Genomic DNA, 20,386 nt, shown 5'->3' on the forward strand with positions numbered 1-20,386 from the left:
TTGGATGATTAAAGTGATACTTCGCTCACTCGAGGTGATATCAGACGGTTAGCTCCCAGATTTGTTTATTATCTCGGTTTATGCAACAAATCTTTTCTCCTACTAGGGTAATTTTTGGTTAGCAGCATAATAAAAAGATAAATCACACAAAAAAGTGGATTTATCTTTTTAAACAGTCTTATTATATATCTTCACGTAGTGTTTCCACGATCGAACCAGTATTTTCCACTTGTAGTGGAAGCCACTGATAATCCGGGTATGCTGCTTTCCATTCCTTAACGAGTGAAAATACTTTTTTATCGTCTACAACTGCTATCATTGTTGGGCCTGCTCCACTTAGAAAAACACCATAAGCACCTTTATTTTTCAAATAATGATAAAGCTCATCATAATGAGCAATTAGTGACTTACGGTACGGCTGATGGAAATGATCTTTTTCCATCATCTTTCCTAATGTTTCCCAGTCACCTTGACAAATTGCTGCTACACTCACATTTGCTACACTACTAGCTTGTACACTTTCTTTAAAGCTTAACTGCTCCGGTAAAACATTGCGAGCATCACTTGTCTTCAATTCAAAATGCGGGATACAAGCTACAAATGTAACACCTTTTATCGCTATTTGAGAATAGGTGACATCGCCATCGTAATGTCCAATTACACATCCCCCTATTAAGGATGGTGCAACATTATCCGGATGTCCTTCAATATCTGTCGCAATCTGCAATTTATCAGCTTTGGAAAGATCTAAATCTAAAAGCACATTTGCAAGTTCAATCCCGGCAATAACCGCAGTAGCACTACTTCCTAAACCTCTTGCTAACGGAATTTCACTTTTCATTTCTACTTGACATGCAGGGATCTGGTTTTCTTTATTATACAATTTTGCAACCTGTTCGACTATTTCATAAACTAAATTATTTTTTCCAGTTGGAATACCTTCCAAACAATCAGAAATCGCTATAAAACGCCAATCTTCTGCATATGATACATACAATTCTAAATACAGGTTTAAAGCCAATCCAATTGAATCAAAGCCTGCACCTAAATTGGCTGTGCTAGATGGAACTTTTATTGACCAGCTCATGCCTTGACACTACCCATTATCTCATTGATGATTACTTCTTCTTTATTCGGCAATACAGTTGGTTTAACTTCACTATAATTGATAGCAGTATCCGGGTCTTTCAAGCCATTACCAGTCAACACAGTAACAACTGTTGATCCTTTAGCTACTTTTCCTTCTTTTAATTTCTTTAATAAACCTGCTACAGAGGCGCAAGATGCCGGTTCTGCAAATACTCCCTCATTTTGGGCAATCCATTTGTAAGCTTCGATCATTTCATCATCCGTGATTTCATCAATTTCACCATTCGATTCATCACGAGCATTTACTGCACCTTGCCAGCTTGCTGGATTACCTATACGAATAGCTGTACCTACTGTTTCAGGGTTTTCAAAGACACGATTATGTACAATCGCCGCTGCACCACTCGCTTCAAATCCCATCATTTTCGGTAAACCCGTTGCTTTCATTTCATGATATTCTTTGAAACCTTTCCAATATGCTGTAATATTCCCTGCATTCCCAACAGGAATAAATAAATAATCTGGTGCCTTACCTAAGTCATCGCATACTTCAAATGCTGCCGTCTTTTGCCCTTCAATTCGGTATGGGTTGACAGAGTTCACAAGTGCTACTTCCCCGCTCTCCGCCAATTTACGAACATAACGAAGAGCATCGTCAAAATTGCCTTTTATCGAATAAATTTCAGCACCGTACATTACTGCTTGTGCTAATTTACCTTGCGCTATTTTACCTTCAGGAATAACCACAATACATTTTAAGCCAGCACGTGCAGCAAAAGCTGCTGCAGACGCCGAAGTATTACCAGTAGATGCACAAATAACTGCTTTAGCACCTTCTTCTACAGCCTTTGCCATTGCCATTACCATGCCACGATCTTTGAAAGAACCTGTGGGATTTAACCCTTCAAATTTAGCATACGCATTAATGCCAAACTTTTCTGACAATTTATCTAATTTTATTAAAGGGGTATTCCCTTCATGCAAGCTGATTAACGGCGTGTTTTCTTCAATCGGTAAAAATTCCTTATACTCTTTCAAAAGTCCTTGCCATGCCATAACAATTAATCCTCCCCATCGACGCGATAACAACTGATTATTTCATTAACTACGTCTAATCCTTTTAGATTTTCTCTACTGTTCAATAATTGCTGCTTACTTATCTTATGAGTAATCATCACAATCTCTGCCATTTTCTCTTTATTAGAAGGTAATTGCAAGATCTTTTGGAAGCTTACTTCTTCATTGGTAAATACGTTTGTAATTTTTTGAAAAGTGCCAGCCTCATCGTCTACTTCCATTCGAATGAAATACTGCATATATTTTTCGTTATCCTTTTTTAATTGCTTTTCATATTGTGGTACGGTATATTCATTACCCGTAATGCCAAGACGAATATTTTTCACTACCTCCATTAAGTCAGACACAACTGCTGTTGCGGTTGGCATGCTTCCTGCCCCAGGTCCATAAAACATTGTTTCCCCTACTGCCTCACCATAAACATATACAGCATTAAATTCATTTTTGACTAAAGCTAGTGGATGATCTTGTGGTAAAAGAGTAGGTTCCACACTTACCTCTACTTTTCCATTATAGATCGATGCAATTCCTATTAATTTAATAGTATACCCTAAACTTGTAGCAAAGGTAATATCTTCTTGGGAAATTGTTCTTATTCCTGATACTTCAACATCTTCTAAACCAATTTCCATTTTGAAAGCTAGATTTGCAAGCAAGGTCATTTTTCTTGCTGCATCTAACCCATCAATATCAGAAGTCGGATCTGCTTCGGCAAAGCCAAGTGCTTGTGCTTCTTTTAAGACTGGTTCAAATGCTAATTCCTCATCTGTCATTTTGGTTAAAATATAATTTGTTGTCCCATTAACAATCCCCATTATTTTTTGAATACGATCTGATGCCAATCCTTCTGTTAGAGAGCGAATAATCGGAATCCCCCCGGCAACACTTGCATCATATAATATATCGCAATTATTTTCTTTAGCTAATCTAAGTAGTTCTTGACCGTGAACCGCCATTAGGTCTTTATTTGCTGTAACGATATGTTTTTTGTTACGGATTGCTTTTTCTAATAAAAGATTAGTATCCTCAATACCACCCATTACTTCAATAATAATATCAAGATCTGGATTACTTACTAATTCTTGCGGATTATCTGTTAACCACTCAGGTTGAATGGCAACATCACGTTTCTTTTCGATATCATTGACTAGAATTTTTTTTATTTGAATTTCACAGCCTACCTTATATTTGATTTCTTCGGCATGGCTTTGTAACAGTTTGACAACTCCTGTTCCTACTGTGCCTAAACCACATAAACCAACGTTAACCTGATTCATATAGACGCCCTCCCTTTGTTTGCGTTACGTGAACATTTGTATATATATAGTGGACATTATACATGTGAAAGCTGTCTTTAGCAAGACACAATCACCTAAAAAAGAAGAAAAACAGTAAATCCAACTGCTCCTCTTACTATTTGAGATAATAGTAGATAAAACTACGTGATCGAGAAAATAATGGAAAGCTTTCTTCCATTCTCACTTAGATTGAGAGAAATATTCCTTTACTATGACTATTTTATTATGATACATTACATTTTTCGAAAATAAAAAATGCACCTAGTCGATCCATGATGCAGGTGCATTGTCCGGTACTTTTAGACATCTACTAACCAATCTAATTGTATACTATTTATTTCTCTTTCATCAATACCTATTTGATAAAAAAACGTGCGCATATTCTCTTCATAAAAAGATTGATTTTTAATGAGTGTATCTATATCAGAAGAATCGTTGGTCTTATGACGGATTTGGTCCATGTAGTCTAATAAATGAATAGGAAAAATCAATCGTGCATATAATAGTTTCCATCCGAATGCTGATAGTGTCCTATTAGTTACATAACCTTGCAAAAATTGTTGGCATTCATGACTAGACAGACCTTCTGATGTTAGCATGTACTGCCTCAATTTTTCTGCTATATCACGTACTGGATGATCATACACAAATCGATCACTTAAAATGAATATCTCCTTCATATCATTTTGATAACGTCCAAAGGTGATCGATGGTTGATCACTTTCATTAAATCGAGATTCCTGTTCCACACTATGCAGGTATTGAATGGCATTTTCTCCTAAGCCAATAATATAAGGAAACATATTAACAAATTCACGAATAAAAGGTGAAGCAGGTCTTTGTTCATATAATTGCTTAAACATAGCCTCATACTGGTCTAACTTGGAAATCCATAATTCTTTCCATTTTCCATAACTGTTCATCGAACTTGGCTGATACGGATAACCAAAACCTGCTTGATGAAATTCGGAAAGTTTAGTAGCTTCTTCTCGTTGGTCTTCCTTGTAGATCGCATAACACAGCAAATATTTTTCTTTACCAATGGATGTAAGAAATTGATTGTGCACATTTGGAATCGGACAGGTGACATTTGTCCAGCCTTGTTGATGATAATGAGTAGCAATAGTATATAATTCAAGCGCAAAGCGCTCAGTTATAGAAGTCGGGATAACAAAATAATAATATGTTTGATCTGCAAAAGTTAAATATGGTTTCTCTGTGACTTGTTTAGTAGGCACCTGAATTGGGTAGTGTAAAAAAATAGGATGCACTGTATTTCCCCCTTTAATGTTTATATATTAAACTATATGTATACCGTGATATGAAAATGATGAATATAGGATGTGATCAAATGGCAAACGAACGTAGACAAACCGAATTAGAACAGAAAGCAAGAGAATGGTTAAGAGAACGCGGAGTGACATTAGAAGACATTGCAGAATTAGTTTATTTTCTCCAAAATAAATATCAGGATCAATTAACATTAGAGGAATGTTATGAAAACGTTGATCGAGTGTTAATGAAGCGCGAAGTGCAAAATGCAATTATTACCGGTATCCAGCTGGATGTTTTGGCAGAGAACAATCAATTAGAACCTCCACTTCAGGAAATACTGGAAACAGATGAAAGCCTATATGGTATAGATGAAATTGTTGCCTTATCAATTGTAAATGTGTATGGGTCCATTGGGTTTACCAATTATGGATACATTGATAAGCAAAAGCCAGGTATTCTGGAAAAGTTAAATGATAAATCACAAGGATGTCATACATTTTTAGATGATATCGTTGGGGCAATTGCAGCAGCTGCTTCCTCACGCTTAGCACACAGTAAAGCCAATGACCACTCCATAGATGATGAATAAGTAAAGAAAAAACAAAATTCACGTATTTCAGTGCTATGAAATACGTGGATTTCTTCAGTCATCAGGTAATTAGTTCAAGCTAATGTATTCTGTATTGGTTTTCTTTTTTAATAGGGGCGAGGTGAAAATAAAAATAGTGACAAGTACTGCAATCACAAGCATCAACACTTTCACAACAACTAATGGAATAACACTTAATGTCACTAGAACACTCGTCCAAACGATTAAAACAGCAAAGGCCTTTATTCGAGTTGGTACACCTTTTCCCCTCTGATAATCTGCTATATAATGGCCAAAGTATTTATTTGTTACTAGCCAATTATGCAATACCGGAGATGATTTACTAAAACAAAATGCTGCTAAGATTACTAATGGGGTTGTAGGCAGGATAGGCACTATAATACCGATTAAGCCGGTAGTAAGACTTACAAACCCTCCTAATAGCCAACATAATCTTTTAAACTTCCACATTTATTTCACTCCAACTTAGCTATCACATGCTGTTGATATTCTTCTTGCGTATTTATATTGATAAAATATTTCTCTTCCTGCTCTGGAAAATCAACATAGGTTACGTGTAAATGATCTAGTAATTGACGCATCGACCGTTGCCCACTTGTTAATTGTTGTTCCATCATCTGACTTGTCTTTTTTTTATAGAGAGCAACTAATGGCTGTAACCGTCCATTTATTCGAGCAACAATGGCATCGGTATTTTCATGAATCTTGGTTGTTAACTTTTTTAAAATGTATTGATCTATAAATGGCATATCCACTGGTAAGACAAGGTACCACTCAGTATTCCCTGCAGCCATAGCGGAATAAATACCAGCCAATGGACCTTGTCCTTTAAAACGTTCCAGATCTTTGATAACCTCTATATTCGGTGAATCCAGCTTCACAGGTTGGTTGTCCCTTCCGACTACAATGATGGTATCCGTACAAGCTACCATCACTTGAACTGCATGCTCGTAGAAAGATAATCCTTTATTCGTTGCAAGTGCTTTGTCTTTTTTAAACCTAGATGACTTACCTCCAGTTAACACGATTCCTGACAATTTTTCCACTAGTTACACGCCTTTCGCTCAATTTTTCACAATATTGTCGGAATTCTTTCACATGAACCGGTCATATTTTTTCATAACTGGTCTCATTTCACTGAAACAGAACGAAATCATTCTTTAAAGAAAGGTTTTGACATTCTCAAAATCGAAATCTGACCAGTTAGCTTCTACTTCGTAAAATAACTGTTCAGCATATTCAGCATTATCCTGATACACATATTTCACATTTTCAACTGACTCTAAAAGCAGATGATCATCCTTTTTCAGTAATACGATTTTCGGTAAAGGAATCTGTTTATAGCCTTCAATGAGAACAATATCTATATCGATCGATTGATATAATAACAATAGTGCTTTCAATGAAAATTTCCTTTTATCAGCTGTCATGATAAGCTGGCTATCGCCCACAACGGTTGACAGCTTTGCACCTGCCTCAAAATGCTGATAACTATCTGTTCCTTTTAGCTGATCTGGTTCACCACCGTGACCATGATGTTTAACGGTAGCTACCTGATAACCTTTTTCTGTTAAGTAGTTAATCCATTGTGTCATAAATGTCGTCTTACCACTATTTTTATACCCTACCACTTGTACAACAAACATATTAACCACCACTTACTGGAGGAATAATTGCTACAGTGTCACCTGGTTGAATGATATCACCCTCCAATGCATAAGCTTCATTAACAGCAACCATCGATTGTTCTAACTGGCTCAATTTATAGTCAGATTGCAATTTCTGCTTTAAATCCTTTACCGTACTTTCTTTGATATCTAAATAAATTTTATCTTTTCCTACTTCTTCCTGTAATTGAGCAAATAATAAAACCTCAACCATTCTCCTCACCCTTTATTTCTGGTTTCCCTTCTGGATAGGACACATTTTCCAATTGGTCGCCGATCCATGCTTCACCATCTTCCCATTGCTCTTTTTTCCATATCGGAACGATTTGTTTAATTCGCTCAATGGCATACTGATTCGCTTCATAAGCTGGTTTACGATGAGGTGATGAAACAGCAATTACGACAGCAATTTCTGAAATTTCAAGAGAGCCGATGCGATGCGTGATAGCCACCTTCGTATCTGGCCAATTAGCATTTATTTCTTTCCCGATCTGAGCAAGCATTTTTTCTGCCATCGGTTTATATGCCTGATATTCAAGATAAATGGTTTTCTTGTCACCTGTCATTTCACGAACCGTACCGATAAAGGTTGTAATCGCGCCAGCATTACGATCTTTTACTTTTTTAATTAATGCTTCGACAGAAATAGGATCCTCTACTACTTCAAACAATTTATCATGCATTCTCATTCTCCTTACAAAATGACAAACCGTACTCAGCGGTCTGACTCATTATATCTATTTGCTTAGGGCAACAAATGAATCGTTACTTGTTGATCTTTTTTATATCCTTCTGTTCCACCAGGTAATTGGATCAAACAGTTTGCATTCGCTAAACTATGTACCATGTTCGATTTATCCTTACCAGCAGGTTCCACTATCAGCTGACCATTATTGACCTTGTAATTTCCGCGAATAAAACGGTCAAAAGGGTTCGGTTTAGGAAAATCAGCAGCTAGTGTCGCCTGTTGTTGGAGCATTCCAATTGTTTCTTTTGCCAAAAATTGGTCAATAACTGGCTTTGTAAACAGTTCAAATCCAACATAACATGCTGATGGATTACCAGATAAACCAAATAGCAATTTATCCTTAACCAAAGCAACGGTTGTGACACTTCCCGGACGCATGGCAACTTTATTAAACAAAACTTCTGCACCTAATTGTTGGTAAATCTCTGGCAGTAAATCAAAATCACCTACTGACACTCCACCAGTTGTAATTAAAAAGTCAACTTCCTTAATTACCTCAGCAATCTTGTCTAGGCTTTCCTCAAGATTATCAGTTAACTGCCCAACATATTTAGGTATTGCTCCTGCTCTTTGCAATTGACCAATAATCATATATGCATTACTATTACGGATTTTACCTGGCTCCAATGCCTGATCCACTTCTACTAATTCACTACCTGTTGCAATGATACCAATCACCGGTTTTTTAGCAACAGGGACTTGCGCATAACCAAATGTAGCTAATAACGCAATAATTCCAGGGTTAATCAGCGTGCCTTTTTTCACTAGCACAGTGCCTTTTTCCACATCTTCGCTTTGAAACGAAATGTTTTGATGGGGATGAAGCTGTTTTTTAATTGCTACAAGCGATTTTCCATCCTCTTCAAATGAAACAGTATCTTCAAGCATAATCACAGCATCGGCTCCTGCTGGAATCGGCGCCCCTGTCATAATCCGAACTGCTTGCTTACTTTCTATTTTTTCCTTATAGACACTGCCTGCCCCAATATGTCCCACTGTTTCCATTATAATCGGGTTATTTTCCATTACTTCTGTAGTATCCTGTGAACGAAGTGCGTACCCATCATATGGCGAACGGTCAAATGGTGGCACATCATGATCAGCAACTAAATCTTCTGCTAATACACGGTTATAAGCATTGGTTAACTCCACATATTCTGTTTTACCTGTTTTCTTATATTTTGCAACTCGGTTGATTGCTTCTGAAACCGGAATCGGCTTACGTTCATTTAACATACAACATACTCCTAACCAACAATCTGATAATATAGCTTTTTCGCATCTTCTATCGAATTCGTACCATGAACAAAAGTACGACCATCTTGAAAAAATACTAGTCGCTTCTTACCGATATGAACAGAAACTAAAAAAGGATTCACCTGTACTTCACCATAATGAGCAAGCTTTGACTCCAAAACTTCCAATGAATATTGTTTCCCACGAATTTGTACTGTATCTCTTCCGCATAGTACCTCTGTTTTCGTTCTGCCTTGATAAGACAGACTAGGATAAGTCGGTTTTTCACCACAACTAGGACAATTAGGGCGTTTAGCACGACTTACATCAATTGTTTGATAATGATTATTCCATAAATCAAAAATAAGCAATTTACTATTTAATTTTTGTTCTGCCCCACTTAATAGCTTTAATGTTTCTGTTGTCTGATGTGTGACAACCATTTGCACCGCTGGCCCTATCACTCCAACTGCATCACAGGTTGCCCCAAACATAGGTGTAACCCTTAATAAACAATCAAGACAAGGTGTTTGTTCAGGCATAATCGAAAAGGTCATTCCCGAGCTACCTACACATGCACCAAAAATCCATGGCTTCCTATGTTTTTGCGCAAGGTCATTGATTAGAAAACGAGTATCAAAATTATCTGTTGCATCGATCACTATATCGGCATTTTCTACATAACTAGAAAGATTTTCTGAAGTAGCATCCATTACTACTGGTTGAATAGTTATTTCACTATTTATTTTTTTTAGTTTACGGCTTGCAGCAATGGCTTTAGGTATTTGCTCCTGAACATCTTCCTCAGTAAATAAATGTTGCCGTTGAAGATTGGACCATTCAACATAATCACGATCGATAATAGTAATAGTTCCTACACCTGCTCTTGTCAGCATCTCTGCGGATGAAGAACCAAGCGCACCACAGCCAATGATTAACACATGTTTGGATAATAATTGTGCTTGCCCATGCTGCCCTATTCCTTGAAAAAGTATTTGCCGATGATATCTGGTATCTGACATCCAATACAATCCTTTCCTTAACCACCTATATATGACATTTCGATCTTTTTACGGTTTTTGGCACTTTCCTCTGTACGTTGATCTGAATAACGATCATTGCGATATTTCCATCGTGAAACAATCGTATCTGTAACTTCCTCATCCGTAGCCCCGTTACGTAGTATATCCTTCAAATTTAGGCCTTCTCCAGCAAATAGACAAGTAAAAAAGTGACCGTCTGCTGCAATTCTTGCTCTTGTACATGAGGAACAAAACGATTCTGAAACCGATGTGATAAACCCTACTTCTGTATTCGTTCCTTTATATCGATAACGTTTGGCCACTTCACCAAAATACGCAGGATCCATTGCTTCTAATTCAAAATGTTCTGAAATTTCACCATAGAGCTCTTTCTTTGTTATCACGTGCTGGAAATCCCAGCTGTTCGTCTGACCGACGTCCATAAATTCAATAAAGCGTAATGTGACGCCTAATTCTTTAAAAAATTTGGCCATTGGGACAACTTGGTGATCATTCATTCCTTTTTTTACGACCATATTCACCTTTACACCTAATCCGATTTCTTGCGCCTTGATAATACTGTCGATCACAGGCTGAGTACGTACTTTACTGTCATTTATCTTCATAAATGTCTCATCATCAATCGCATCTAAACTAACATTAACGCGCTTTAATCCGGCTTTTTTCAAATCTCCAGCCATCTTACCGAGTAAAACTGCGTTAGTGGTCAGACCAATATCTTGTAACCCATCCAGCTTGGACAATTTTTCGATTAACATAGGGAGATCCCGTCTTAATAATGGTTCACCACCAGTTAAACGTACCTTACGTACACCTAAGTTCAAAAATATTTTTGTTAACCGTTCAATTTCTTCAAAGCTTAACAAGTGTTCTTTCGGCAAAAAAGCGAAATCCTTCCCAAATATTTCTCGAGGCATACAATAGCGACAGCGAAAATTGCAACGATCTGTCACAGAAATCCGTAAATCCTGTAGAGCTCTACCAAATTTATCTGTTATGACTGACTGTTGCATGATGAATCGCTCCATTTCTTTAATATTTTTTATCCATTTAATTATACAAGAGTTTCATTCTATCTTTGTGAGAGACATCACAACTCTTAGGAAAAGAAAAAGGTAATATATCTTTATCTACCTTTCTCTTAGCTGATTAAAGACCTACATTACTTATTATGTGTAAATGTATTTGCTACACCCATTTCTGTTGCCAGGTAAGTGCGAATATGCTTACTAAAATTCATTAAAATATGGATATTTCTATTTAAAACAGATTGTAATTGATTGTGATCGATTTGTTTATAATCCTGAACAAGCGCTTTTCGCATGTTAATAATTGCTTCATATGCGTGGTTTTCTTGTGCTGGAATAACTTTTTCATCAATCAAAATATGAATGATGTCCAGATAACTTCCAGGATCACGCATAATAAATCCATCAATCATCATATTGCCTACATCTAGAATAGATTCAATTAAAACATGGGTTATTCGTTCCAGCGCAAAATGTTCAATAGATGTTTGAAAATGGTTATCCTTGACCAAAGTTAAAGTTTGATCAAAATAGTCCAATATTTCGTTCATTTTCCTCATATCAACAAAGTACACGATAATCCCCCTACCGTTCCTAGCAACTTCTATCTAAATATATGATACCACACTAACAAAGGTCTCGTCAGTGATTATTTCTGATATGATAAAATAACACATGAACTTGTGTATTACCAGCAATAATGAAACGAATAATTGACAAGATCACAAAAAACGTCATAAACTACATTGTTAGTGAGACTTTGAATATTTTACAGAAAAGGAAGTAATAACTATATTATTATAAAGGGAGTGATAAGATGGGCGATCAAAAAAAAATATTTATCAAAAATGAAAAAGAACAAAGCACTACCCGCTTTGTCAGTTTTAAAGGAGATACTGAAAGGTTTGACCTTGCGATTATATCTTCTCCAAGCTTCGGAGAAGATTGTCTTGTAGTGAATCTTAATACTAATAAATATTCGCGAATTAATCGTACAAAGCTAAAGCAAAGTAATTTTGTTGAGCATGCATTCCATTTCAATGAAATGGAAGCAGAGGATTTTCGCTCCTACTTGAAACCATTATTAAACGACAAAGAGACTGGGACAATAGAATAATGGGTAAGGGAAGATCCGAACATTAATGTCTCGACTAGTTCACCTCTCCGTCAAAATATTCATTATCACCGTAGGGCACAAGTCTAACATCTGCTCAATCACAAAAATCACTTTTGCTAATGCTGTCTATGTCGTCGAGCACTTCAGCTCCATGCTGTTCCCAATACGTATTTTGACTACACTATGTCGGAATGTTCGGATTTTCTGTTCCTTAAGTTATCTGCCAGCCCCTTCGATTTGTTTAACAATAAAAAATGGGCAACCAAAGTTACAATATTCGTATAGGTAATCCTCACACGTACTTATTTTTGTATCAAAAGTAGCTTTAGGATTTTGATCATCATAAAACCCTTTTAAGCGAAGTTGTTCATAACCCCAATCACCCACGATAAAATCATATTTACTTAATATATCCGTATATCTTTCCTTAAAAGCTCTTTCTTCAAAAGCATTACGATAATCCTTCACTATCTCATAACGATGACCTTGTACTTCAACCACTCATTTTCACACCTTTTTTCCAGAGTCAAATTAACAAAAGTTACTAGCATGAAATCAACATTTATAACCTAAACTAACGTTATCTATCTGAAAAAACAACAAGGGGAGGCTATATCCTTTGATTCAGCGATGCTTATTATTAACATTCACAAGTTTTTTTCTTCTCTCTACTATAGCACATGCAGAAGAAAATGTGGATATTGATCAAGAAAAAATCAGCCTATATAAACAAATGGAAGCTGTCACATTAATACCTTGGTATTATTTAGCGGCAATTAACCGTTATGAAGCCAATATTAACTCCGATCAATCAGATGACAATGATTCATTAATCATGATAAAAATCCCTGAGCTTAAATGGTATGGACTTTCACCCGTTACCGAACCAACAGACGAAAGTGTAATCGAAATGTTTGGTGGTATTGGCAAAGATGGTGACGGTGATGGAATAGCGGATCATACGAATGATTATGATGTTTTATACTCAATGGCTCACTATATTCAACAGTACGGACATTCAGATCAAGATATTCGGACAGCACTTTGGAATTATTATCAACGAGAATTAACGGTACTATCTATTATGAACTATGCCCGTTTGTTTAAAACCTATCAAAAAATTAGTCTTGATGAAACAGCCTTTCCCATACCTAAGGGATACAATTATAGTTACCGAAACACATGGGGAGATGCAAGAGGGTTTGGTGGAAGAAGAATACATGAAGGAACCGACATTTTTGCTGACTATGGTACTCCTGTAAGGGCTACTACATTCGGTATTGTAGAGCTCAAAGGATGGAATAGGTATGGAGGCTGGCGCATAGGTATCCGTGATATATACAACCGATATCATTATTACGCTCATTTAAATGGATTTGCGGATGGATTAGAAATTGGAGACATCGTCGAAGCAGGACAAACAATTGGATCCGTTGGCTCTTCCGGTTATGGTCCACCAGGAACTTCTGGGAAATTCCCACCACATTTGCACTATGGTTTATATAAAGATAATGGAAAAACCGAATGGTCATTTGATCCATACCCACATTTAAAACGATGGGAAAGAAATAATCCGTAAAGTTTTCACCACTTTACGGATTATTATTGTTAATCTTTGGAGACACTTCTTGCTCGAATTACGCTAGCAATTAAGCCGCCCCATATAACTACTATACCAATTACCGCCATAACAATTGCACTGCCAGACATGAGTATACCTCCTTTGCTCTTCTATTTAACCGTAGTCACTACTAAAGCTAAGTGGGCGATAAAAAATTCCTACTATGTGGAATCTCCCTTTATGCTTCGTGATCTTTACTTGGCCATTTTTTTATTGTTAATAATGCACCTACGAACATTGCACCGATCGCTACTACCCAGCCATACGTAAATAAGAAATCAATTGGATAGTCTTCATATGGGCGTGATACTTCTGTTCTAAGATTTTGCAACATCATATAGCCTAATACTATTGGTGTAATGATGCCTAAACAAATTCTCCACCATATCCCTAGTTTAATATCTGATATAGAATCTGCATGGCTCTGCAAGTCTTTTAGGGAACGAGCGAACCAGGCGATAGCTACTACTTCAAATAAACCAGCAAGTGCTACACCATAATTGTTGATAAAATAATCAACCGTATCCAACAAGTTCAGTCCGCCTTGAGTTGCGTAGAATAAAGAAGCAATCAGTGCAAGGCCACCACCAAATAGAACGGCTTTACCACGTGAAATCGAAAACTTTTCTTGTAGACCTGCAATATATGTTTCTGAAATGGAAATCATGGAAGATAACCCAGCTAAGAACAATGATGCAAAGAATAGGAATCCAAAGAAGCCAGCTGCAGGCATTTGACTAATGATTTCAGGAAAAACCATAAATGCCAAACCTACGCCTCCTGCAACCACTTCAGATACTTCTGTATTTGCTTGAACTGCCATGAATCCTAAAACCGCAAATACACCAATACCTGCTAGTAATTCGAAGGATGAATTAGCAAATCCAGTTATAAACGCATTATTAGTAATATCAGATTTTTTTGGTAAATACGAGGAATAAGTAATCATGATAGCAAAAGCAATCGACAAACTAAAGAAAATTTGACCATATGCTGCCACCCAAACCGAACCATCTGTAATACTGCTCCAATTAGGTTTAAAGAAGGCGTCCAACCCTTCAAACGCTCCTGGTAGTGTAACAGCACGGATAACAATAATAAGAAATACAATAAATAATGTCGGTATGAAGATTCTATTAGCTAACTCAATCCCCTTCTTAACTCCTCGTCCTAAGAAAAATAACACTAATGCCCAAACAACTAATAAAGGAATCATGACAGCCGGTACGATGGAACCGAAAGTTCCAGCATCAGCAAGATTTAAATAGTCTCCGACAAAGAATCCTGTTGGATCTTCTCCCCACTGAGTCCCTAAAGAGAAATAAGCATACATCATCGACCATGCGATAATAATTGGATAGTAAGTAGAAATAACAAAGGCAATTAGAACCTGCCACCATCCTACCCATTCCATGCCTTTACTAATTTTCGAAAAACTTCTAGGTGCCGAGCTACGATATTTATGTCCAATTGTATATTCCATAATAAGTAACGGAATACCTGCCGTTAATAAGGCAAACAAATACGGAACAAAAAATGCACCTCCACCATTTTCAAAAGCCGTTGCAGGGAAACGCCAAATGTTTCCTAATCCTACAGCTGACCCAATAGCTGCCAGGAGGAAACCAAGGCGTGTGCCCCACTGTGATCTGTTGTTCATTGTTTTAACTCCTCTCAATTTTTAATGATTTCTCTATAGTAATAGTTTTAATCTTAGAAATTATATCGGATTTCCGAATATTCTGTCAAAGGAAAAAATAGGAAAATACTATTATTCTATATTTGGGTCTATAGGAATAGACAGATCTGAGCCTTCTCCTCCTTCATGATAATAATTTGGGACATCGCCAGGATGAAATACTTTCGTTACAGGAATATCTTGGACTACTCTATACGGCTCTGAAGCAAATGGGATCACAACCATCATTTCCACTTCTATATGAACATTCACATGAATATACGCACCATTTATTCCAGTTTGCACTATTTCACTCGTTATTTCCGTTCCAACACTACCTATTACTTCCATATTAACCGGGACTTTTGGCCCGAGATTAGCTAACAATGGCACTCCTAATGCTTGACCTAATGGAACTTCTACTAATAAGCCTTTTTCTCTTACATCGTTCAATAACTCTTGTTCTGATGGCTCAAGATCCAGTTCAACTTCGAGCGGTACGCCTGACTCTGGGCGTTCCCCTTTTTCCAATAACTTCAAGAAATTTTCTACACGGTACTGAACATTTCTTTGCACACGATTTTCTACTACTGCATTAAAAATATAATTTTCCACTTTTCCATCATCATCATATTGTACTTGTATTAAATCGCCAGCTTCTAAATCTTCTGAAATTTTTTTACTTACAGCTATCCCCATTGCTTGATTAGCAATTTGTTCTACACGAACTTTCGCATAATCCAACAGTACAGGCTTGATACCTTCGTTAACAATTAAAATACTTGCAATCATCGTCAGTATAAAAATGAAAAATGATATAAAAATTAGTTGATTAGCTGGAGGTGAACCTATCTTTCGTCTATTCCAATTTTTTCTGCGCATAATAAATCCCCCCAATCTATTAATATGATTGGAAGGATTCATTTAGTTGTATTTTTATTATTTTTATTAAATTGTGATAAATTGATCTGTACTGACAATCATCACATCTAATACCTCTTTCAAATCTAGATCATACGGCGTTATCTTTGAACCGTTCTCCTTCAGTATCCGGACTACAGGGCGTTCAAATAGGTGTGAATTTTGACGAGCAACAACACCTACTCTGCCATCACTTAAATAGACAGTTAAACCGTTTGGATAGAGGGCTACTGTTCTTTTAAACATCTCGACTAGGTGTTTATCAAATTGAGTTCCTGCCCCACCGTATAAAATTTCTAACCCTTCATGTGGTAACATGGCGTTTCTATATACTCGATTACTTGTCACTGCATCAAAAACATCGGCTACTCCAATAATTCTAGCAAACGGGTGAATTGCGTTCCTTTTTATTCCTCTTGGATAACCTGACCCATCCATACGTTCATGATGCTGATATGCACAGTGTGCAACTATTAGTGGAATATTCGGTGCTTTTCTCAACATATCAAAGCCATATTCAGTATGTGCTTGCACAATTTTTAGTTCCTTGTTCGTAAGCTTTCCAGGCTTATTGATAATTTCTTCCGGAATAATTAATTTACCTATATCATGTAACACTGCTCCTAGTCCCAGTTGTACCATGTCGGTATTCTGCAAATTCAACTCTTGTGCTAGTGCAAGTGAATACATACTTACATTTAGGGAATGGGAAAAAAGATGATCATCGATGATTAATAAATTTGATAAGTAATGAATAACGTCATCATTTTTATTTAATTCACTGGCGATTTCTCTGACTAATACTTCTAGTTTTACTGCAGCATCTTCCAATAGGTAATTATTTTTCGTAAGGTCATCTAATTTTAACCGCTGGAAGGTGTCTTTTATTTTTTGCACAGCTTCTAACCGCTGTCGTTCAGGAATAGGTCCATCAATAACGATATCTTCTGTGTCCTCCTCCTGAACAACTACATACGTTATGCCTGAACTTTTCAAACGCTCTATCATTATTTCCGTTAATTGCATATTCTGTTGCACTAAAATCCGGCCATGTGCATCGTATATCGGCTTTGCTAGTACATTACCTGCCCGGATACAATTGGTTGGAACTACCCTCATATCAAACACCTATTTATTGTTTTGGTAAAATTTTATCAGAAAATGTCGATATAATCTACTATTTTTCATATATTTTGCCCGTTAATTGATGATTAGTAGTTAAATTAACCCTTTTTGTTGGCTATTTTTAACAGCGCTTCTTCTATCATCATACCTTCTTCCCAACCATAGTTCTTGGAGTAGTTGGTTACCTTATCTAATTTAGCTTTTTGCAATTCTTCAATCGTTTTAACCCCAACTGCTCGCCCTGCAACAATGGGGCGATCCGTTAATCGATCATTCAATAATTCTACATCTAAAGCCCCACACATAACATATCCGACATCATTGGCAATCACCAAAAGATTCGTATAGGGAAGTTTTACAGAAATGGCTGTAAAAGGGTGATTCTTTATAAATATTGGTTTCATTTCCATCATAAAAAAACACACTCCTCTCCATATAAAATATGAAGGAAGTGTATATGTGTGTCTATTTAAGAAGACGATGATATTAAAGCATCCGCTAGCAAATCTCTCATAAATTCTGGCAAATAAAATTTTTTTGTAGTAGATCTTGCAATCTCTGGAAACATTTGTCCAAAAGTAAACATATCTGCTGTTGCAAAGAGATAGACTTTATTATGTTCAATTTCTTTGCCATTCATTGAGACATATGTAACATGTTCTATTCCATTTTGGTCTATTTCTGTATCAATCTCAATACCGCTAAATATAAATTTCCCCAACACTTTACCTCTGAAACCAAATCCCTTCAGTTCAAAGTGCATAAGTGCCTCATCATATGCCCCACGCACAACCTCTAATACTTCAATGCCTCTTAGCCTTACCGTACAAGGATTTATCGGATGAGGACAAATGCGGTGGATATCTCCATATGTAACATAACCTTCCTCCATGCTTTCTAATAGCAAGCCTGCATTTAACATACTAATATCCGCCTTCGTCCAATCTTTCAATTTATCCGTTAATTTTTCAATGATAGGTGTCTCTTCGAACCAATCAACTGTTAAACGACTATCTAAAAATGTTACTTGCTTATCTAATAGAGCTTGTGCTGATTTATTCAATGTTTCAATTTTTTTCACGGTCTCTTTATCTTGGCTGAGATGCTCTGTTTCAACTGTATAAGCCTGTTTATTAATAATTTTACCTGACTGATGATCCCAATCTATATGGACTTCTCCAATATATTTTCCATGTTTACCTGCCGCAGTTAACAATGTACCGTTCACCTTTTCACCATTTTTCAATAAATGATGCGTATGACCACCAATAATAATATCGATCTCCGGATACCTTTCAGCAATTAACTGGTCTTCAGAATATCCTAAATGAGAAAGTAATATAAGTATATCTGCATCTTTTCTTAGCTCATTTATTTCCCGTATTAAATAATCGTACGGTGATTCTACATGCCAGCCTAAAGGATGATAAAATGGATTAAACGGTGCAGTAAGACCAAATAGTTTTATATGTAAACCCTCTTTTGTTTGGATGGAAATACTGTTTTGCAACCAAGATGGTTTATCATTGTTTACCGACTTCAAATTGCCGCAAGTAACTTGAAAATTAGCCTGATCATATAAGTGATATAAGTCATTATATTCTAGTGTAATTCCTTCATTATTACCGATCGTTGCAAAATCAAACCCTGCTTCATTTAATAATTCAACATTAGCTTTCCCACTGTATGCCTCTGCAATGGGATGAGACCGATCTACATGATCCCCGATATCAATTCTCCAGCTTTGTTCATTTGCCTGGGTATGCTGCTTTTTCTTTTTGTTAAAATAATGGACAATATTCGGCCATTGATCAAAGTGACTATGTAAGTCATTACAATAATAAAAATGGATATGTTCGATCATGAAGACAAGCCCTCCCTAAAACAAACCTTGCCAGATCAAGCGTATACCAATGAGGAATACGACAGTTCTTAACAAATATTCTACTGTTTTACTTGATAGTTGCTGATTAATTTTGGCACCTAAAACTCCACCAAACCATGCACCTGGAATAAAGGCCCATACATACATCCATTCTATATGACCTAACACAATATGTGTACCAGAACTAACAATACTAAGTGCTAAAATCATAAACATCGATGTAGCAGTAGCTATATGAGGAGGAAAATGAAACAATAAGATCATTGCAGGTACCATTAAAGAGCCACCACCAATTCCAAAAAAGCCGGATAACATTCCTACCACAAAAGCTATAGCAATCGCAATATATGGAGAAAATGCATAACGGTAAGTAGACTCTCCTATTTTCACCTCACGTACCACTTTATGTGAATTATCGATATCGATGTCTTCTTTTTCTGGTATAGGCGTTTTTTTAAATAAGAACATGGAAAAGATCAATAACATAAATATTCCTAAAAACAACGAAAACATATCTGTTTCAACGAACTGATTTAACCATGCTCCCAATATACCGCCTGGCAGACTACCACCAATAAAATATAATCCACTTTTATAATCTATTCGTTTGCTTTTTGCATAAGCATAAGTAGATGATAAGGCAGTAAATATCATAATAATCAGAGATATACCTACAATGGTACTTGCACTCGCCCAATCAAATAATGGAGTTGTTGCATGTAGAATTAATAAAATTGGTACGAGGATAACCCCTCCCCCAAATCCCACTATGCTTCCTAACATAGCCGATAATAATCCAATAATCAAACAGATAATAATAACCAAACGTATCCCTACAATCTTTAAACTTAGTTCTTATGATGCATTACTCTTTATTATAAAGCTTATGAGGGAATTTATCCAATTGAGGAGGCTTATATTTATCCTGCAAATATTATGAGTATCATTAATGACAGTTTCCTTCGAGC

The 20,386-nt window shown here is 36.4% G+C and carries 24 protein-coding genes; 3 read left to right on the forward strand and 21 right to left on the reverse strand.

Features of this window, described 5'->3' with window-relative positions; all coding sequences use genetic code 11:
* Positions 1 to 181: 181 nt before the first annotated feature.
* From thrB to ACTNEP_RS04175, 4 genes are all read right to left on the reverse strand, one after another.
* Positions 182 to 1,087 (reverse strand): homoserine kinase, encoded by a 906-nt coding sequence (thrB, locus tag ACTNEP_RS04160; protein ID WP_441160412.1) that lies wholly within the window; start codon positions 1,085 to 1,087, stop codon positions 182 to 184.
* Positions 1,084 to 2,145 carry a threonine synthase gene (gene thrC / locus ACTNEP_RS04165; RefSeq protein WP_441160413.1) on the reverse strand — a complete coding sequence of 354 codons (1,062 nt, stop codon included), beginning with the start codon at positions 2,143 to 2,145 and terminating at the stop codon, positions 1,084 to 1,086. Before thrC ends, thrB begins: the two co-directional genes overlap by 4 nt.
* A 5-nt stretch (positions 2,146 to 2,150) precedes the next feature.
* Complete coding sequence (locus ACTNEP_RS04170; protein ID WP_441160414.1) at positions 2,151 to 3,443, reverse strand: homoserine dehydrogenase; 1,293 nt, start codon at positions 3,441 to 3,443, stop codon at positions 2,151 to 2,153.
* A 320-nt stretch (positions 3,444 to 3,763) separates the two neighbouring features.
* Positions 3,764 to 4,735, reverse strand: coding sequence for a hypothetical protein (locus ACTNEP_RS04175; protein WP_441160415.1), 972 nt, complete (start codon positions 4,733 to 4,735; stop codon positions 3,764 to 3,766).
* An 80-nt stretch (positions 4,736 to 4,815) separates the two neighbouring features.
* Between ACTNEP_RS04175 and ACTNEP_RS04180 the strand changes: the two genes are divergently transcribed.
* Positions 4,816 to 5,328: a phosphatidylglycerophosphatase A family protein gene (locus ACTNEP_RS04180; RefSeq protein WP_441160416.1), complete on the forward strand. Its 513-nt coding sequence runs from the start codon at positions 4,816 to 4,818 to the stop codon at positions 5,326 to 5,328.
* Positions 5,329 to 5,397: 69 nt separating this feature from the next.
* Here ACTNEP_RS04180 and ACTNEP_RS04185 read toward each other — a convergent pair whose 3' ends face one another.
* The 9 genes from ACTNEP_RS04185 to ACTNEP_RS04225 form a co-directional block, all read right to left on the reverse strand.
* Positions 5,398 to 5,799: a YbaN family protein gene (locus tag ACTNEP_RS04185; RefSeq protein ID WP_441160418.1), complete on the reverse strand. Its 402-nt coding sequence runs from the start codon at positions 5,797 to 5,799 to the stop codon at positions 5,398 to 5,400.
* A 5-nt stretch (positions 5,800 to 5,804) separates the two neighbouring features.
* Positions 5,805 to 6,395, reverse strand: a complete 591-nt coding sequence (mobA, locus tag ACTNEP_RS04190; RefSeq protein ID WP_441160419.1) for a molybdenum cofactor guanylyltransferase — start codon at positions 6,393 to 6,395, stop codon at positions 5,805 to 5,807.
* Between the two features lie 114 nt (positions 6,396 to 6,509).
* A complete protein-coding gene (gene mobB, locus ACTNEP_RS04195; protein ID WP_441160420.1) occupies positions 6,510 to 6,995 on the reverse strand; it encodes a molybdopterin-guanine dinucleotide biosynthesis protein B in 486 nt (161 codons plus the stop codon).
* Between the two features lies 1 nt (position 6,996).
* Positions 6,997 to 7,230, reverse strand: coding sequence for a molybdopterin converting factor subunit 1 (gene moaD, locus ACTNEP_RS04200; protein WP_441160421.1), 234 nt, complete (start codon positions 7,228 to 7,230; stop codon positions 6,997 to 6,999).
* On the reverse strand, positions 7,223 to 7,699 hold the full coding sequence (locus ACTNEP_RS04205) for a molybdenum cofactor biosynthesis protein MoaE (protein ID WP_441160422.1): 477 nt from the start codon (positions 7,697 to 7,699) through the stop codon (positions 7,223 to 7,225). Before ACTNEP_RS04205 ends, moaD begins: the two co-directional genes overlap by 8 nt.
* Before the next feature lie 62 nt (positions 7,700 to 7,761).
* Positions 7,762 to 9,000, reverse strand: coding sequence for a molybdopterin molybdotransferase MoeA (locus ACTNEP_RS04210; RefSeq protein WP_441160423.1), 1,239 nt, complete (start codon positions 8,998 to 9,000; stop codon positions 7,762 to 7,764).
* A gap of 11 nt (positions 9,001 to 9,011) precedes the next feature.
* Positions 9,012 to 10,022 carry a ThiF family adenylyltransferase gene (locus ACTNEP_RS04215; protein WP_441160424.1) on the reverse strand — a complete coding sequence of 337 codons (1,011 nt, stop codon included), beginning with the start codon at positions 10,020 to 10,022 and terminating at the stop codon, positions 9,012 to 9,014.
* Positions 10,023 to 10,039: 17 nt separating this feature from the next.
* On the reverse strand, positions 10,040 to 11,056 hold the full coding sequence (moaA, locus tag ACTNEP_RS04220; protein WP_441160425.1) for a GTP 3',8-cyclase MoaA: 1,017 nt from the start codon (positions 11,054 to 11,056) through the stop codon (positions 10,040 to 10,042).
* A gap of 149 nt (positions 11,057 to 11,205) precedes the next feature.
* The gene (locus ACTNEP_RS04225) at positions 11,206 to 11,646 is read right to left on the reverse strand and encodes a DUF86 domain-containing protein (protein ID WP_441160426.1); all 441 of its coding nucleotides are present in this window, start codon (positions 11,644 to 11,646) and stop codon (positions 11,206 to 11,208) included.
* A 242-nt stretch (positions 11,647 to 11,888) separates the two neighbouring features.
* Between ACTNEP_RS04225 and ACTNEP_RS04230 the strand changes: the two genes are divergently transcribed.
* The gene (locus ACTNEP_RS04230; RefSeq protein WP_441160427.1) at positions 11,889 to 12,188 is read left to right on the forward strand and encodes an SAV0927 family protein; all 300 of its coding nucleotides are present in this window, start codon (positions 11,889 to 11,891) and stop codon (positions 12,186 to 12,188) included.
* 216 nt (positions 12,189 to 12,404) lie between these two features.
* On the opposite strand, the gene ACTNEP_RS04235 is transcribed toward ACTNEP_RS04230, so the two are convergent.
* Positions 12,405 to 12,689 (reverse strand): YutD family protein, encoded by a 285-nt coding sequence (locus ACTNEP_RS04235; protein WP_441160428.1) that lies wholly within the window; start codon positions 12,687 to 12,689, stop codon positions 12,405 to 12,407.
* 118 nt (positions 12,690 to 12,807) lie between these two features.
* On the opposite strand from ACTNEP_RS04235, the gene ACTNEP_RS04240 reads away from it, so the two are divergent.
* Positions 12,808 to 13,767 (forward strand): M23 family metallopeptidase, encoded by a 960-nt coding sequence (locus ACTNEP_RS04240; protein ID WP_441160429.1) that lies wholly within the window; start codon positions 12,808 to 12,810, stop codon positions 13,765 to 13,767.
* Positions 13,768 to 13,796: 29 nt separating this feature from the next.
* On the opposite strand, the gene ACTNEP_RS04245 is transcribed toward ACTNEP_RS04240, so the two are convergent.
* The 7 genes from ACTNEP_RS04245 to ACTNEP_RS04275 all read right to left on the reverse strand — a co-directional run bounded on the left by ACTNEP_RS04245 (position 13,797) and on the right by ACTNEP_RS04275 (position 20,243).
* A complete protein-coding gene (locus ACTNEP_RS04245) occupies positions 13,797 to 13,898 on the reverse strand; it encodes a methionine/alanine import family NSS transporter small subunit (protein WP_441160430.1) in 102 nt (33 codons plus the stop codon).
* Between the two features lie 89 nt (positions 13,899 to 13,987).
* Positions 13,988 to 15,469 (reverse strand): sodium-dependent transporter, encoded by a 1,482-nt coding sequence (locus ACTNEP_RS04250; protein WP_441160431.1) that lies wholly within the window; start codon positions 15,467 to 15,469, stop codon positions 13,988 to 13,990.
* A 111-nt stretch (positions 15,470 to 15,580) separates the two neighbouring features.
* Positions 15,581 to 16,369, reverse strand: a complete 789-nt coding sequence (gene yunB, locus ACTNEP_RS04255; protein ID WP_441160432.1) for a sporulation protein YunB — start codon at positions 16,367 to 16,369, stop codon at positions 15,581 to 15,583.
* Positions 16,370 to 16,435: 66 nt separating this feature from the next.
* Complete coding sequence (locus ACTNEP_RS04260) at positions 16,436 to 17,527, reverse strand: HD-GYP domain-containing protein (protein ID WP_441160433.1); 1,092 nt, start codon at positions 17,525 to 17,527, stop codon at positions 16,436 to 16,438.
* Positions 17,528 to 17,631: 104 nt separating this feature from the next.
* Positions 17,632 to 17,946: a YunC family protein gene (locus tag ACTNEP_RS04265; protein ID WP_441160434.1), complete on the reverse strand. Its 315-nt coding sequence runs from the start codon at positions 17,944 to 17,946 to the stop codon at positions 17,632 to 17,634.
* A 56-nt stretch (positions 17,947 to 18,002) separates the two neighbouring features.
* Entirely contained in the window at positions 18,003 to 19,397 is a 1,395-nt protein-coding gene (locus ACTNEP_RS04270) for a bifunctional metallophosphatase/5'-nucleotidase (protein ID WP_441160435.1), read from the reverse strand.
* A gap of 15 nt (positions 19,398 to 19,412) precedes the next feature.
* On the reverse strand, positions 19,413 to 20,243 hold the full coding sequence (locus ACTNEP_RS04275; protein WP_441160436.1) for a sulfite exporter TauE/SafE family protein: 831 nt from the start codon (positions 20,241 to 20,243) through the stop codon (positions 19,413 to 19,415).
* Positions 20,244 to 20,386 lie beyond the last annotated feature (143 nt).

The organism is Gracilibacillus sp. HCP3S3_G5_2, from assembly GCF_052063305.1.
Lineage (GTDB): Bacteria > Bacillota > Bacilli > Bacillales > Amphibacillaceae > Gracilibacillus.

Coding starts and splice junctions, on each gene's coding strand:
- ACTNEP_RS04185 (WP_441160418.1), bottom strand. CDS start 5,799: ATGTGGAAGTTTAAAAGATTATGTTGGCTATTAGGAGGGTTTGTAAGT.
- ACTNEP_RS04170 (WP_441160414.1), bottom strand. CDS start 3,443: ATGAATCAGGTTAACGTTGGTTTATGTGGTTTAGGCACAGTAGGAACA.
- thrB (WP_441160412.1), bottom strand. CDS start 1,087: ATGAGCTGGTCAATAAAAGTTCCATCTAGCACAGCCAATTTAGGTGCA.
- ACTNEP_RS04265 (WP_441160434.1), bottom strand. CDS start 17,946: ATGATGGAAATGAAACCAATATTTATAAAGAATCACCCTTTTACAGCC.
- thrC (WP_441160413.1), bottom strand. CDS start 2,145: ATGGCATGGCAAGGACTTTTGAAAGAGTATAAGGAATTTTTACCGATT.
- ACTNEP_RS04245 (WP_441160430.1), bottom strand. CDS start 13,898: ATGTCTGGCAGTGCAATTGTTATGGCGGTAATTGGTATAGTAGTTATA.
- ACTNEP_RS04260 (WP_441160433.1), bottom strand. CDS start 17,527: ATGAGGGTAGTTCCAACCAATTGTATCCGGGCAGGTAATGTACTAGCA.
- moaD (WP_441160421.1), bottom strand. CDS start 7,230: ATGGTTGAGGTTTTATTATTTGCTCAATTACAGGAAGAAGTAGGAAAA.
- moaA (WP_441160425.1), bottom strand. CDS start 11,056: ATGCAACAGTCAGTCATAACAGATAAATTTGGTAGAGCTCTACAGGAT.
- ACTNEP_RS04270 (WP_441160435.1), bottom strand. CDS start 19,397: ATGATCGAACATATCCATTTTTATTATTGTAATGACTTACATAGTCAC.
- ACTNEP_RS04210 (WP_441160423.1), bottom strand. CDS start 9,000: ATGTTAAATGAACGTAAGCCGATTCCGGTTTCAGAAGCAATCAACCGA.
- yunB (WP_441160432.1), bottom strand. CDS start 16,369: ATGCGCAGAAAAAATTGGAATAGACGAAAGATAGGTTCACCTCCAGCT.
- ACTNEP_RS04180 (WP_441160416.1), top strand. CDS start 4,816: ATGGCAAACGAACGTAGACAAACCGAATTAGAACAGAAAGCAAGAGAA.
- ACTNEP_RS04230 (WP_441160427.1), top strand. CDS start 11,889: ATGGGCGATCAAAAAAAAATATTTATCAAAAATGAAAAAGAACAAAGC.
- ACTNEP_RS04215 (WP_441160424.1), bottom strand. CDS start 10,022: ATGTCAGATACCAGATATCATCGGCAAATACTTTTTCAAGGAATAGGG.
- ACTNEP_RS04250 (WP_441160431.1), bottom strand. CDS start 15,469: ATGAACAACAGATCACAGTGGGGCACACGCCTTGGTTTCCTCCTGGCA.
- ACTNEP_RS04205 (WP_441160422.1), bottom strand. CDS start 7,699: ATGCATGATAAATTGTTTGAAGTAGTAGAGGATCCTATTTCTGTCGAA.
- mobB (WP_441160420.1), bottom strand. CDS start 6,995: ATGTTTGTTGTACAAGTGGTAGGGTATAAAAATAGTGGTAAGACGACA.